General features: G+C 76.5%; 12 protein-coding genes and 1 pseudogene. 8 read left to right on the top strand and 5 right to left on the bottom strand.

Going from position 1 to position 12,651, the window contains the following annotated elements; translation table 11 throughout:
* Positions 1-47 precede the first annotated feature (47 nt).
* Positions 48-1,820 carry an ABC-F family ATP-binding cassette domain-containing protein gene (locus tag D1781_RS05155; protein WP_119481152.1) on the bottom strand — a complete coding sequence of 591 codons (1,773 nt, stop codon included), beginning with the start codon at positions 1,818-1,820 and terminating at the stop codon, positions 48-50.
* A 74-nt stretch (positions 1,821-1,894) separates the two neighbouring features.
* Between D1781_RS05155 and D1781_RS05150 the strand changes: the two genes are divergently transcribed.
* The 5 genes from D1781_RS05150 to D1781_RS05130 are packed head-to-tail and all read left to right on the top strand — an operon-like array spanning position 1,895 to position 5,769.
* Positions 1,895-2,722: an MTAP family purine nucleoside phosphorylase gene (locus D1781_RS05150; RefSeq protein ID WP_119481151.1), complete on the top strand. Its 828-nt coding sequence runs from the start codon at positions 1,895-1,897 to the stop codon at positions 2,720-2,722.
* Positions 2,723-3,781 (top strand): NAD-dependent epimerase/dehydratase family protein, encoded by a 1,059-nt coding sequence (locus tag D1781_RS05145; protein WP_119481150.1) that lies wholly within the window; start codon positions 2,723-2,725, stop codon positions 3,779-3,781.
* Complete coding sequence (locus D1781_RS05140) at positions 3,778-4,458, top strand: glycosyltransferase family 2 protein (protein WP_199706394.1); 681 nt, start codon at positions 3,778-3,780, stop codon at positions 4,456-4,458. Before D1781_RS05145 ends, D1781_RS05140 begins: the two co-directional genes overlap by 4 nt.
* A gap of 22 nt (positions 4,459-4,480) precedes the next feature.
* Entirely contained in the window at positions 4,481-5,110 is a 630-nt protein-coding gene (locus tag D1781_RS05135) for a TIGR04282 family arsenosugar biosynthesis glycosyltransferase (protein WP_119481149.1), read from the top strand.
* Complete coding sequence (locus D1781_RS05130; protein ID WP_119481148.1) at positions 5,107-5,769, top strand: methyltransferase domain-containing protein; 663 nt, start codon at positions 5,107-5,109, stop codon at positions 5,767-5,769. The genes D1781_RS05135 and D1781_RS05130 overlap by 4 nt, the downstream gene beginning before the upstream one ends.
* A gap of 95 nt (positions 5,770-5,864) precedes the next feature.
* Here D1781_RS05130 and D1781_RS05125 read toward each other — a convergent pair whose 3' ends face one another.
* Together D1781_RS05125 and D1781_RS05120 are read right to left on the bottom strand one after the other, a co-directional pair.
* Positions 5,865-6,332, bottom strand: a complete 468-nt coding sequence (locus D1781_RS05125) for a hypothetical protein (RefSeq protein WP_199706392.1) — start codon at positions 6,330-6,332, stop codon at positions 5,865-5,867.
* On the bottom strand, positions 6,329-7,552 hold the full coding sequence (locus D1781_RS05120) for a molybdopterin-dependent oxidoreductase (protein ID WP_407641655.1): 1,224 nt from the start codon (positions 7,550-7,552) through the stop codon (positions 6,329-6,331). The genes D1781_RS05125 and D1781_RS05120 overlap by 4 nt, the downstream gene beginning before the upstream one ends.
* Before the next feature lie 65 nt (positions 7,553-7,617).
* Here D1781_RS05120 and D1781_RS05115 point away from each other — a divergent pair, with 65 nt between their 5' ends.
* Positions 7,618-8,994, top strand: a complete 1,377-nt coding sequence (locus D1781_RS05115; protein WP_158590002.1) for a glycosyltransferase 87 family protein — start codon at positions 7,618-7,620, stop codon at positions 8,992-8,994.
* A 119-nt stretch (positions 8,995-9,113) separates the two neighbouring features.
* A complete protein-coding gene (locus D1781_RS05110) occupies positions 9,114-9,818 on the top strand; it encodes a hypothetical protein (protein WP_119481145.1) in 705 nt (234 codons plus the stop codon).
* 63 nt (positions 9,819-9,881) lie between these two features.
* Here the strand turns inward: D1781_RS05110 and D1781_RS05105 are convergent, their stop codons facing one another.
* Positions 9,882-10,805: a 4-(cytidine 5'-diphospho)-2-C-methyl-D-erythritol kinase gene (locus D1781_RS05105; RefSeq protein WP_119481144.1), complete on the bottom strand. Its 924-nt coding sequence runs from the start codon at positions 10,803-10,805 to the stop codon at positions 9,882-9,884.
* 112 nt (positions 10,806-10,917) lie between these two features.
* Here D1781_RS05105 and D1781_RS17875 point away from each other — a divergent pair.
* A pseudogene (locus D1781_RS17875) lies at positions 10,918-11,625 on the top strand (DUF2382 domain-containing protein); the annotation flags it as partial.
* Between the two features lie 146 nt (positions 11,626-11,771).
* On the opposite strand, the gene rsmA reads toward D1781_RS17875, so the two are convergent.
* Entirely contained in the window at positions 11,772-12,632 is an 861-nt protein-coding gene (gene rsmA / locus D1781_RS17870) for a 16S rRNA (adenine(1518)-N(6)/adenine(1519)-N(6))-dimethyltransferase RsmA (RefSeq protein WP_119481142.1), read from the bottom strand.
* Positions 12,633-12,651 lie beyond the last annotated feature (19 nt).

Below are 12,651 nucleotides of genomic sequence, written 5' to 3'. Positions count from 1 at the left end.
CCCGCTGATCGAGGTGCGAGCGCAGCGAGCCTCGAGATCACGCCGCGTCAGGCGGACTCGAGGCGCTCGGCGGCCTCGAGCCACTCCAGCTCGAGCGTCTCGCGCTCCTCCTCGCGGTCCCGGATGCGCCCGGCGATCGCCTCCAGGCCGACGTAGTCGCTCTGGTCGTGCGCGGCGAGCGCGTCGTGGTCGGCGCGCGTCTCGGTGGCGAGGCGCTGCATGCGGCGGTCGAGGGAGGCGAGCTGCTTCTCGAGGTCGCGCCGCTCGGAGCCCGAGAGCGAGGGGCCGGCCACCGCCTGCGCGTCGGGCACGACGACCGTCTCCGCGTCCTCCAGCGACAGGTACTCGTCGACGCCGCCGGGCAGGTGCCGCAGGCGGCCGCCCGCCACCGCGTACTGCTGGTCGGTCACGCGCTCGATCAGGTACCGGTCGTGGCTGACGACGATCAGCGTCCCCGGCCAGGTGTCGAGCACGTCCTCCATCGCGGTGAGCATGTCGGTGTCGAGGTCGTTCGTCGGCTCGTCGAGGATGAGCACGTTCGGGCCGTCGAGCAGCACGAGCAGCAGCTGCAGCCGCCGCTTCCACCCGCCGGAGAGCTCGCCGACCCGGGTCGAGAGCTGGGCGGAGGGGAAGCCGAGGCGCTCGAGCAGCTGGCCGGGCGCGAGCTCCGCGTCGCCGACGCGGTAGCCGGTCCTCAGCCGCCCGATCACGTCGAGCACGCGGTCGCCGGCGACGTCCGCGAGCTCGTCGAGCTGCTGCGTCAGCCGGCGCACGCGCACGGTCTTGCCCTGCTTCACGCGCCCCGCGGTCGGCGCGATCGTGCCGTCGACGAGGCCGAGCAGGGTCGACTTCCCGGCGCCGTTGCGGCCGAGGATCCCGGTCCGCTCCCCCGGCGCGATGCGCCACTCGACGTGCTCGAGCACGGGCGCGCCGCCGTAGCCCGCGGACGCGTCGACCAGGTCGACGACGTCGCGGCCGAGCCTCGCGACGGCCATCGAGTGCAGCTGCACGCCGTCGCGGGGCGGCGGCACGTCCGCGATCAGCTCGTTCGCCGCCTCGATGCGGAACTTCGGCTTGCTGGTGCGCGCGGGCGCCCCGCGGCGCAGCCACGCGAGCTCCTTGCGCAGCAGGTTCTGCCGCCGCTCCTCCATCGAGCGCGCCTGCCGGTCGCGCTCCAGGCGCTGCAGCACGTAGGCCGCGTAGCCGCCCTCGAAGGCGTCGACGACGCGGTCGTGCACCTCCCACATCCGCGTGCAGACGGCGTCGAGGAACCAGCGGTCGTGGCTCACGACGACGAGCGCGCCCTGCCCCGCCGGCCACCGGTCGTCCAGGTGCGCGGCGAGCCAGCGGACGCCCTCGATGTCGAGGTGGTTCGTCGGCTCGTCGAGGAGCAGCACATCCGCGTCGCCCGTCAGCAGCGCGGCGAGCGCGACGCGGCGGCGCTGGCCGCCGGAGAGGCTCTCGACGTCCGCGTCCGGGTCGACGCCGTGGAGGAGGCCGGAGAGCACCTCGCGCACGCGGCGGTCGCCCGCCCACTCGTGCTCGGGCCGGTCGCCGACCACGGCCTGCAGCACGGTGCCGGGCGCGAGGCGGTCCGCCTGGTCGAGCACGCCGATGCGCACGCCGTTCCGCGCGGTGACCCGGCCGGCGTCCGGCTGCCGGGTGCCGGCGAGCACGCCGAGCAGCGTCGACTTCCCCTCGCCGTTGCGGCCGACGACGCCGATCCGGTCCCCGGTCTCGAGACCGAGGGAGAGCTCGTCGAGGATCACCCGGGTCGGGGTCTCGAAGCGGACGCGTTCCGCACCGACCAGGTGTGCCATGGTCTCCAAGGGTACGGACCGGCGCGGCGACCCGGTTCCCGCCCGCGGAGCCGTGCGGCTGCCAGGATCGCTGCATGAGCACCACGGCGCGGTCCGACATCGGCATCATCGGCGGCGTCGGCAACCAGCCGCTCGAGCTGGAGGACGCCGAGGAGCTCGACGTCCCCACGCCCTACGGGCCGACCTCCACCCGGGTCCGGGTCGGGCTGCTCGGCGGCGTCCGGGTGGCGTACGTCATCCGCCGCGGGCTCGTCGACGCGCTGCAGCCGCACCTCGTGCCCTACCGCGCGAACGTCTGGGCCCTCGCCTCGCTCGGCGTCACCTCGCTCATCACGACGACCGCGGGCGGCGGGCTCCGCGAGACGTTCCCGCCCGGCATGTTCGTCATCACGGACCAGCTCATCGACCGCACGTCGAGCCGGGACCTCACCTTCTACGACGAGGGCGTCGTGTTCGAGCTGTCGCCGGTCGAGCCGTTCGACGCGACGCTGCGCGGGCTCGCCACCGAGGCGCTCGCGGCGCAGTCGGTCCGGTTCCGGGACTTCGGCACCGCGGTCGTGATCAACGGGCCGCGGTTCTCGACGCGCGCGGAGTCGCGCTGGCACGCGGCCGCGGGCGGCGACGTCGTGGTCACGACGCTGATGCCGGAGACGACGCTCGCGATGGAGCTCGGCATGGGCGTCGTGAACGTCACCTTCGTCACCGACAGCGAGGCGGGCTCCGCCACGGGCCCGGCGGAGGACGTGAGCGCGGAGCTCGTGCGCCGCCGCATCACCCAGGCGCGCCCCGTGCTCGTGCGCACCGTCACCGAGATCGCCCGGCGGATCCCGGCCGGCTTCCGCCCGGCGACCGCGGTGCCCGCCGAGCTCGTCGCGGGCGTGCTCGCCCGCGAGCCGCGGTAGATGCTGCTCGTCACCGGCGGCGCGGGGTTCATCGGCGGCGCCGTCGTCGCCGCCGCGCTCGCCCGGGGGCTGCCCGTGCGCGTGCTCGACTCCCTCCGGGCCGACGTGCACGGCGACGGCGCGGCGCTGCCGGAGGGCGTGGAGGCGGTCCGGGGCGACGTCGCCGACCCGGCCGCGGTCGCCGCGGCGCTCGAGGGCGTGGACGTCGTCTGCCACCAGGCCGCGAAGGTCGGCCTCGGCGTCGACTTCGCCGACGCCCCCGACTACGTGCGCTCGAACGACCTCGGCACGGCCGTGCTGCTCGCCGGGATGACCGCGGCGGGCGTCGACCGGCTCGTGCTCGCGTCCTCGATGGTCGTCTACGGGGAGGGCGCCTACGCCTCCTCCCGCGGCCCGGTCGCCGTGCCGCCGCGCCGCGTGCCGGACCTCGACGCCGGCCGGTTCGAGCCGGTCGACCCGGAGACGGGCGAGCCGCTGCAGCCGCGCCTCGTCACGGAGGACGCGCCGATCGACCCGCGCAACGTCTACGCCGCGACGAAGGCGCAGCAGGAGGCGCTCGCCGCCGTCTGGGCGCGGGAGACGGGCGGCCGCGTGGCCGCGCTCCGGTACCACAACGTGTACGGGCCGGGCATGCCGCGGGACACCCCGTACGCCGGCGTGGCCGCGCTCTTCCGCTCGCAGCTCGAGCGGGGCGAGGCGCCGACCGTGCTCGAGGACGGGCGCCAACGCCGCGACTTCGTGCACGTCGACGACGTCGCCGCGGCGAACCTCGCGGCCGTCGCGTGGACCGGTGCGCAGCCGACCGGCGCGGTCCGGGCCTTCAACGTCGGCAGCGGCGTCGTCCACACGATCGGCGACCTCGCGCAGGCGCTGTCCGCCGCGCGCGGCGGCCCCGAGCCGGTCGTGACCGGCGGGTACCGGCTCGGCGATGTGCGGCACATCACCGCCTCGTCGGAGCGCCTCCGCGCCGAGCTCGACGTGCCGCCGCCCGTGCCGTTCGAGGAGGGCGTGCGCGCCTTCGCGACCGCGCCGCTGCGCGCCTCCGCCCGCCGCTCGTGACGGCCGTGACGGTGGACGTGGTCCTGCCGTGCCTGGACGAGGCGGCGGCGCTGCCCGGCGTGCTCGCCGCGCTGCCGCCCGGGCACCGCGCGATCGTGGTCGACAACGGCTCGACCGACGGATCGGCGGACGTCGCGCGCGCGCACGGCGCCCGGGTCGTCGTCGAGCCGCGCCGGGGCTTCGGCGCCGCGGTCCACGCGGGGCTGCTCGCGGCGGAGGCGGACCTCGTGGCCGTGCTCGACGCCGACGGCTCCCTCGATCCCGCCGACCTGCCGCGCCTCGCCGCGCCGGTCCTCGCCGGGGACGCCGACCTGGTGCTCGGGCGGCGGCGGCCGCAGCCCCGCTCGGCGTGGCCCCTCCACGCGCGCCTCGCGAACCGCGCGCTCGCCGGCGCGATCCGCCGCGCCTCGGGCGTCGTCGTGCACGACCTCGGCCCGATGCGGGTCGCGCGGCGGGCGGACCTGCTCGCCCTCGACCTGCGGGACCGGCGCAGCGGCTACCCGCTCGAGATGCTGCTCGCCGCCGCCCGGGCCGGCCTGCGGGTGCAGGAGCTCGACGTGCTCTACCGGCCGCGCGTCGGCCGCTCCAAGGTGACCGGCACCGTCCGCGGCACCCTCACCGCCGTCCACGACATGCGACGGATCCTGCACGAGCACCGCGGGGACCCTGCGTCGTGACCGAGCGCTCCGAACCCCTGGCATGACGACCGTGATCGTCCTGGCCAAGGAGTGCGTCCCCGGCCGGGTCAAGACCAGACTGACGCCGCCGTTCGAGCCCGAGGAGGCCGCCGCGCTCGCCGCCGCGAGCCTCGCGGACACGCTCGACGCGGCCGGTCGGGTCCGCGCGGACCGCCACCTCCTCTGGTTCGACGGCGCCGCCCCGCGCGGCACCGGCTTCGACGTCGCGCAGCAGCCGGCCGGCGGCCTCGACGAGCGCATCGCCGCGGCCTTCGACGCCGTGCAGGACCGCGCGGTGCTGATCGGGATGGACACCCCGCAGCTCGACCCCGGGGTGCTGCAGGGCGTGCTCGACGACGACGGCCCGGACGCCTGGTTCGGACGGGCGGAGGACGGCGGCTTCTGGGCGCTCGGGCTCGACCCGCGCCCGCGCCGCGGCGACCTCGTCCGCGGCGTGCCGATGTCGACGGAGCACACCGGCGCGGCGCAGCTGCTGCGGCTCCACGCCGCGGGCCTCGCCGTGCGGACGCTCCCCCAGCTGACGGACGTCGACCACGTGGCGGACGCCGTCGCGGTCGCCGCGCAGGCGCCCGGCTCGCGGTTCGCCGCGCTGCTCGCCCGGCTCGCGCCGCGCATCCCGGCCGCCGCGTGAGCGCGGTGCTGCCCGCCGCGCGCTTCGGCGCCGGCGGGGCCCGGCCGTGGGCGGCCGCGCTGCGCGGCGCCGCCGCACGCCTCGAGCTCGTCCGCGACGACGTGCAGGGCCTCCCCGAGCCGCTCGACGTGCAGCGCTGGCGGGCGGAGGCCGACGACGTCGACCGCGCCCTCCTCGACGGGCTCGACGGCCCGCTGCTCGACCTCGGCTGCGGGCCGGGCCGGATGGTCCGCGCCGCGCTCGACGCCGGCCTGCCCGCCTGGGGCGTCGATGCGGACGCCGCCGCGGTCGCGGTCTGCCGGGCGGCGGGCCTGCCGGTGCTCCGGCGCGACGTGTTCGACCCGCTGCCGCTCGAGGGCCGCTGGTCGACGCTCCTGCTGCTCGACGGCAACGTGGGCATCGGCGGCGACGTCGCCGCGCTGCTCGCCCGGTGCGCGGCGCTGCTGCAGCCGGGCGGCCGCCTCGTGGTCGAGGCGCACGCGGACCCGACCCGCGACGTCGCCGCGCTGTGGCGCGTGCGGGGCGCCGGCGGCGCGAGCGAGCCCTTCCCGTGGTCCCAGGTCGGCCTGCCGGCGCTGCTGCGCGCGGCCGGCGCGTTCCGGGTCGAGGCGACCGAGGAGCGGGGCGGCAGGACGTTCGCCCGCCTCCGCTCCCGCTGACGCCGCGTCGATCGTCGACTCGGCCCGTCTCGAGCACCTCGGCGGGCTGCGAGCGCTTCGGCAGGCTCCGGAGGCGCCTCAGGACCCGCGGCCGGTCAGCCCCGTCGAGCGCGGCGGAGGCCGATCGCGACGACGACGACGGCGGTGACGATCCCGATCGCGGCCCACGCGAGCGCGAGGTGCAGGCCGTAGGGGAAGACGAGCACGGAGGGGTTCCTGGCGCCGAGCTGCTGCGACCGGATGCCGGGGAACGCGATGAGCGTCAGCGCCCCGCCGACGACGAGCGCGACCTGCACGGCCGCCACGCCGCCCCAGGACAGTCGGCCGCCCGCGCGCCGCAGCAGCCGCGTGCCGAGCAGCACGAGCGGCGCGAACACGGCGTCGTGCAGCACGACCGCGCCGGCGAGCCAGAGGAGGACGCCCGGCCACTGCCGCACCGGCACGCCGGCGACGAACACCACGGCCCCGACCCCGGTCAGCACGACGCCGATCGCGATCAGCACCGCGCGCGCGGCCCGCACCCCGGTGCCCGTCGCCGGTGCGCCCGTGCTCCCGGTGCTCATCGGACCTCCAGGCTGCGCAGCCACTTCGTCTGCAGCACGCCGGGCCGTGCCGGGGAGATCAGCCGGGCCGGGTAGCCGTGGTCGACGTGCAGCACCTCGCCGTTCAGCTCGAGCGCGACGAGCGTCAGCGGGTCCTCCGCGAACTCGCGCTGGAGGACCGTGGCGCTGTACGCGCCGCGGGCGAAGCTGCGGACGAGCAGCTCGCGGTCGCGCGCGCCGACCAGGTCCGCGAGGTCCCGCACGCGCACGCCGCGCCACCGCGCCTGCGTGCTCCAGCCCTCGACGCAGGCGATCGGCAGCCCCGCCTCCGTCTGCGGCATCGCGCGCAGGTCGGCGAGCGACAGGGCGGCGGTGCGCTCCGGCCCGCGCAGCTCGAGCCGCCAGGCGGGATCGAGCGCCGTGCGCTGCACCCCGCCCTCGGCGGCCGTGCGGTTCACGGGCAGCCCCTGCGGGCCGTAGCGGAGGCGGCGCGGCGCGAACGCGTTGACGGGGGCGAGCGCGGGCAGGGTCTCCCCCGCGGTGAGCGCGACCACGGCGACGGTCGCGGCGCCCGTGGCCGCGAGCACCGCGCGACGGCTGACCGCGGCGGGCGGCACCGCCGCGCGGTCGATGCGGCGCTGCAGCAGACCGGTCAGGCCCGACGCGGCGGGCTCGGGCCGCAGGTCGCCCTCCCCCTCCGCCACCGGCAGCAGCGCGCCGTCCGGGGCGATCGACCGCGAGCGCCGCCACCACCGCGCGATCACCGGCAGCTTCACGCCGATGTGGATCGCGAGCGTGCCGACGATCGCCCAGGCGAGCGCGAAGTGCGTCTCCCGGAACCGGAACGGCCACGGGTACCACTGGTAGGTGTTCGCGACGCCGGTCGCCAGCTCGACGAGGGCCGCCGCGACGAGCAGCGCGATCGCCGCCCGCTCGAGCAGGCCGCCGACGGAGCGGACCGGCGGCCAGCGGAACAGCAGCGGGTAGACGGTCCAGAGCTTCGCGAGCAGCAGCGGGATCAGCGCGGTCCCGACGACGACGTGGACGCCCTGCGTCACGCGGTACAGGGAGGCGGGCCGGGTGGGGAACGCCATGCCGGGCAGCGGGTTCTGCAGGTAGTGGCTGAACAGCCCGGTGCCGAAGCAGACGAGGAACCCGAGGCCGAGCAGGCGGCCGATCACGACCGCGGTGCGCGGGTGCCGCGCCGGCGAGGCGAGCGCGCTCCGAACGAGGACCAGCACCCTCATCACCTCCGACGCTCCGAACGCATACCGACATGTTCGGAGCGGACCGGGAAGATGACGGGGTGCGCGTCGCGACCGTCCGCATCCTGCCGGTCGCCGCGCTCCTCGTGGTCGTCGGCGCGCTGACGGTCTGGCTCGTCGCGGGGCTCGGCCCGGTCACGGGGCGCACGATCCCTCGGTACCTCGCGATCGAAGGCGCCTGCTGGACGCTCGTGACCGCCGCGGTGCTGCTCCTGCGCCGCGTGCCCCGCCGCGCGGTGCCCGGGGTCGTGCTGGCCGGCGCGCTGCTGCTCGGCGCCGCGGGGGCGAGCGGGCAGCCGACGCTGAGCACGGACTCGGCCCGGTACGCCTGGGACGGCATCGTGCAGGACGCGGGCGTCTCGCCGTACGCGCACGTGCCCGCGGACGCCGCATTGGCGCACCTCCGGCCCGACTGGCTCTTCCCGGCGGGCACCCGCGGCCCCGACGGCGCGCTCGAGTGCCCGGGCCCGTACGCGCAGCCGACGACGCAGGTCGGCGCGCCCGGGAAGATCTGCACCCCGATCAACCGGCCGCTCGTCCCGACCATCTACCCGCCGGTCGCGGAGGCGCTGTTCGCGATCGCGCGCCTGCCCGTGCCCGCCGACGTCGGCTGGCTGCCGATGCAGCTGCTGGGGCTGCTCGCGGTGCTCGCGACGACCGCCCTCCTGCTGCGCGCGCTGCCGCGGGCGGGCCGGGACCCGCGGTGGGCGGCCGTCTACGCCTGGAGCCCGTTCGTCGTCACGGAGGCGGTGACGAACGCGCACGTCGACGCGTGGGCGGCGTTCCTCGCCCTGGCCGCGACCGTGCTCGTGGCGCGGGGCCGCCGCGTGGTCGGGGGCGTGGTGCTCGGCCTCGCGGTCGCCACGAAGTTCCTGCCGCTGCTCGTCGCCCCGCCGGTCCTGCGCCGCAGACCGTGGGCGATCGGCCTCGCCGCGCTCGGCACGGTCGTCGCGGTGTACCTGCCGCACGTGCTCGCCGCCGGCCCCTCCGTGATCGGCTACCTGCCCGGCTACCTGAACGAGGAGGGGTACGACAGCGGCAGCCGGTCGGCGCTGCTGTCCGCCGTCCTCCCCGCGGGCGCCTCGACGCCCGTGGCGGTCGCGCTGCTCGCGGTGCTCGCGGTCGCCCTCCTCGTGCGGACGGACCCCGCGCACCCCTGGGCGGCCCAGGCGCTCATGATCGGCGCCGCGCTCGTGCTGCTCACGCCGCGGTACAGCTGGTACTCGCTGCTGCTGCTGCCCTTCGTCGTGATGAGCGGCCGCTGGGAGTGGCTGACCGTCCTCCTCGTGCTCGCCGTGCCCGCGCTCCAGCGGGACGAGCAGGCCTTCCGCGCCGTGCTGCTGGTCGCGGTCGTCGTCGTGGCCGTCGCGGGCGTCGTGCGGCGGAGGGTGGGCTCCGTGAACCTGACGAATCCCTGACTGCACCGAACCGCGCATCCGATGGTTCCGAACCCTCGACACCTGCACCACAGGATCCGGGAGCGGATCGAGCGCGGACCGTCCGCGCGCTGCACGCTCCCCGAGAGGAATCCCGCATCATGCGCACCACCACCAAGTCGCTGACCGCGCTGCTGAGCGCCGGCATCGTCGTCGCCGCCCTGGCGGGCTGCTCGCAGGCGAGCACGGGCAACGACACCCAGGCCGGCGCAGGCTCGTCGTCCTCGTCCTCGGCGTCCTCCACCCCGTCGGCCTCGCCGACCCCCGCCGCGGTCTTCACCTCGGTGAACGGCAAGACGACGGCGATCACCCTCGACTCCGGCTTCGTCGACGCGCTGACGTCGCTGAAGCTCACGCCGGGCGTCATCGGCAAGGCGACGCTCTCCGACGCGGGCGTCCTGACCTTCCCGATCACGGGCGGCAACGTCACCTACTACGACCCGTCGACCGGCGTCCGCCCGTACGTCCAGGGCGAGCTCGACCACGACGGCTCCGGCCTCTCGCTGACCGCGGGCGGTACCAAGGTCGAGCTGAAGGACTTCGTCATCGACCCGGGCAACGACAGCCACGTGAACGGCGACGTGTACGTGAACGGCAAGGAGGCCGCCAAGGGCGCGAACCTCTTCCGCCTCGACGGCTCGACGCTGAACCCGGTCATGAAGGACGGCGACGCCTACGTCCTCGAGGGCACGACCGTCTACATCTCCGAGGACGCGGCCAGCCTGCTGAACAGCACCTTCAAGACCACCGCCGTGACCGGCGACCTGAAGGTCGGCATCGCGAAGCTCACCGTCACCGGCAGCTGATCCGTTCCTGCATCGCACGCAGCACGAGGGCCGTCCACCGTCCGGTGGGCGGCCCTCGCCGCGTCAGCCGACGAGCCGGGCGCCGTGCGCCGGACCGGTCGCGCGCAGCACGGTGTGCCGCGCGGCCGAGAGCGCGATCTGCAGGCTGAGCGCCGCGTCGAGGTCGGCGGCGAGGAACGCGATCGTCGGCCCGGATCCGGAGACGATCCCGGCGAGCGCCCCGTTGCGCTCGCCGAGCTCGAGCAGGTCCGCCAGCTCGGGCCGCAGGTGCAGCGCGGCCACCTGCAGGTCGTTGTGCAGCGACTCCGCCAGCGCGACCGGGTCGCCCGACCGCAGCGCCTGCAGCACCGCCGCATCGACGTGCGGAGCCGCCGTCGGCGGCAGGTCCGCCGCGTGGCGCTCGCGGTGCTCGTCGAGGGCGCCGTACACGGCGGGCGTGCTGAGCCCCGGCTCCGACAGGGCGACCACCCAGTGGAACGGGCCCTTCGCGAGCGCCGGGCTCAGCAGGTCGCCCCGCCCCGTGCCGATGGCGGTGCCGCCGGTCAGCGCGAACGGCACGTCCGCGCCGAGCTCGGCCGCGAGCCCGAGCAGGTCCTCCCGCCCGAGCCCGAGGCCCCACAGCGCGTCGAGGCCGACGAGCGCGGCGGCCGCGTCCGCCGACCCGCCGCCCATGCCGCCGGCGATCGGCACCCGCTTGACCACCGAGATCCGAGCGCCGCCGCGGTACCCGGACCGGGCCTGCAGCAGGTGCGCGGCGCGCAGCACGAGATTGGTGCGGTCGACGGGCAGCCCGCCCGTCGCGATCGGGCCCGAGAAGGTCAGCGACAGCTCGTCGTCCCGCTCGGCCCGCAGCTCCTCGTAGAGGCTCACCGCCTGGTACGCCGTGGCGACGTCGTGGTATCCGTCCGCCATCGGCGCCCCGACGCGCATCGCGACGTTGATCTTCCCCGGTGCCCGCACCAGCACCGAGCGGATCGGAGCGCCCATGAGGAGAACCTATCCGCAACGAAGCGAGGCGCTTCCGACGGGTCCGGTCCACCGACGGATGCCCTATCCTCCGACCGACCGCCCGATCCAGTGCTGACCAGGAGTTCCACCCGTGCTCGCAGCCGACGCCGCCCCCGCCTCCCTCGCCGGGCTCGAGGTGGTCGACCGCCGCGGCGAGCGCCTCGGCCGCGTCCGCCAGGTCTACCGCGACGGGGACCGGCTGGGCTGGGTCGGCGTGCGCGGCAACCTCTTCGGCACCGAGGAGGTGCTCGTGCCGCTCGACGGCGCGGTGCTCGAGGACGACGTCGTCGCCGTCACGGTGCCGCGCTCCCGGTTCGCGGCGGCACCCCGACGGCGACCGGACGCGCGGCTCGCCGACGGCGAGCGCGCGGAGGTCCGCGCGTTCTGGTCCGAGCCCGTCGCGGAGGCCGAGGCCGCCGCGACCCCCGCCGAGGCCGCGGCCGGCGGATCCGGCCCGGACGCCCCGGCGGAGGAGGCGGGCGTGATGACCGCCTCCGAGGAGCGCCTGCGGGTCGAGACGGAGCGCGTGCCGCGGACCCGGGTGCGGCTGCAGAAGGTCGTGGTCACGGAGCAGCGGACGCTCACCGTGCCCGTCCGGCGCGAGGAGTACCGGCTGATCCGCGAGCCCATCGAGGGCGCGGCGCCGGTCGAGGGCGCCGTCATCGGGCCGGAGGAGCAGGAGGTCGTGCTCTACGAGGAGCGCGTCGTCGTCACGACGGAGGTGGTGCCCGTCGAGCGGATCCGCCTCGTCAAGGAGGAGGTCGTCGACCGCCGGGAGGTGACCGGCGAGGTGCGCCGGGAGCGGATCGACCTCGTGTCGGAGGCCGGTGCGGTCGCGCTGCCCGCGGCGCTGCCGGACGAGGTGGAGGACCCGGTGGAGCCCGTGGTCGAGGCGGTCGAGGTCGACGAGGTGCCGCCGGCGGCCGGGGAGCTCGAGGCGCCGGCTCAGCCCGCCCCGACCGCGTCGGCGGCCCGGGCGACCTCGACGAAGCGCGCGACGTCGAGCCGCTCGCCGCGCAGGGCCGGGTCGACGCCGGCGCGCTCGAGCACCTCGGCCGCGGCGGACGCGCCGCCGAGCACCGGCGCCAGCGACTGACGCAGCGTCTTGCGGCGCTGCACGAAGGCCGCGTCCACGAGGCGGAACACGTTCCGGCGCAGGGCCTCGTCGCCGGGCGGCGTCGCGCGCTCGAAGCGCACCAGGACCGAGTCGACGTTCGGCACCGGCCAGAACACGCCGCGGGGCACCTGCCCGGCGAGCGCGAACGGCCCGTACCAGGCCGCCTTCACGCTCGGGGACCCGTAGATCTTCGACCCGGGTCCCGCGGCGAGCCGCTCCCCCACCTCCGACTGCACCATCACGACGCCGGAGGCGAGCGACGGCACGTCCGCCAGCAGCCGCAGCAGGATCGGCACGGCGACGTTGTAGGGCAGGTTCGCGACGAGCCGCACGGGCTCGCCGGGCACGGGCACGCGGACGGCGTCGCCGGTCACGACGGTCAGCCGCTCGGCCGCCGCGGGCAGTCGCTCCGCCGCGGTGGCCGGCAGGGCGGCGGCGAGGCGCTCGTCGATCTCGACCGCGACCACGGCCGCGTCGGCCTCGAGCAGCCCGAGGGTCAGCGAGCCGAGGCCGGGTCCGACCTCGAGCACCGTCTCCCCCGCCTCGACGCCCGCGACCCGCACGATGCGCCGCACCGTGTTCGCGTCGTGCACGAAGTTCTGGCCGAGCGACTTCGTCGGCGCGACGCCGAGCGCGGCCGCGAACCGGCGCACGTCCGCGGCGCCGAGCAGTCCGGGTCCCTGGTCCATCGCACCTCCCCGGTGAGCG

The sequence above is a fragment of the Amnibacterium setariae genome (assembly GCF_003581425.1).
GTDB classification, from domain to species: domain Bacteria; phylum Actinomycetota; class Actinomycetes; order Actinomycetales; family Microbacteriaceae; genus Amnibacterium; species Amnibacterium setariae.
This window is presented reverse-complemented; position numbering and strand designations above follow the sequence as displayed.

Bases quoted from the DNA above. Each gene is read 5' to 3' on its own strand.
- D1781_RS05155 (WP_119481152.1), bottom strand. From the start codon at position 1,820: ATGGCACACCTGGTCGGTGCGGAACGCGTCCGCTTCGAGACCCCGACC.
- D1781_RS05150 (WP_119481151.1), top strand. From the start codon at position 1,895: ATGAGCACCACGGCGCGGTCCGACATCGGCATCATCGGCGGCGTCGGC.
- D1781_RS05145 (WP_119481150.1), top strand. From the start codon at position 2,723: ATGCTGCTCGTCACCGGCGGCGCGGGGTTCATCGGCGGCGCCGTCGTC.
- D1781_RS05135 (WP_119481149.1), top strand. From the start codon at position 4,481: ATGACGACCGTGATCGTCCTGGCCAAGGAGTGCGTCCCCGGCCGGGTC.
- D1781_RS05125 (WP_199706392.1), bottom strand. From the start codon at position 6,332: ATGAGCACCGGGAGCACGGGCGCACCGGCGACGGGCACCGGGGTGCGG.
- D1781_RS05110 (WP_119481145.1), top strand. From the start codon at position 9,114: ATGCGCACCACCACCAAGTCGCTGACCGCGCTGCTGAGCGCCGGCATC.
- D1781_RS05105 (WP_119481144.1), bottom strand. From the start codon at position 10,805: ATGGGCGCTCCGATCCGCTCGGTGCTGGTGCGGGCACCGGGGAAGATC.
- rsmA (WP_119481142.1), bottom strand. From the start codon at position 12,632: ATGGACCAGGGACCCGGACTGCTCGGCGCCGCGGACGTGCGCCGGTTC.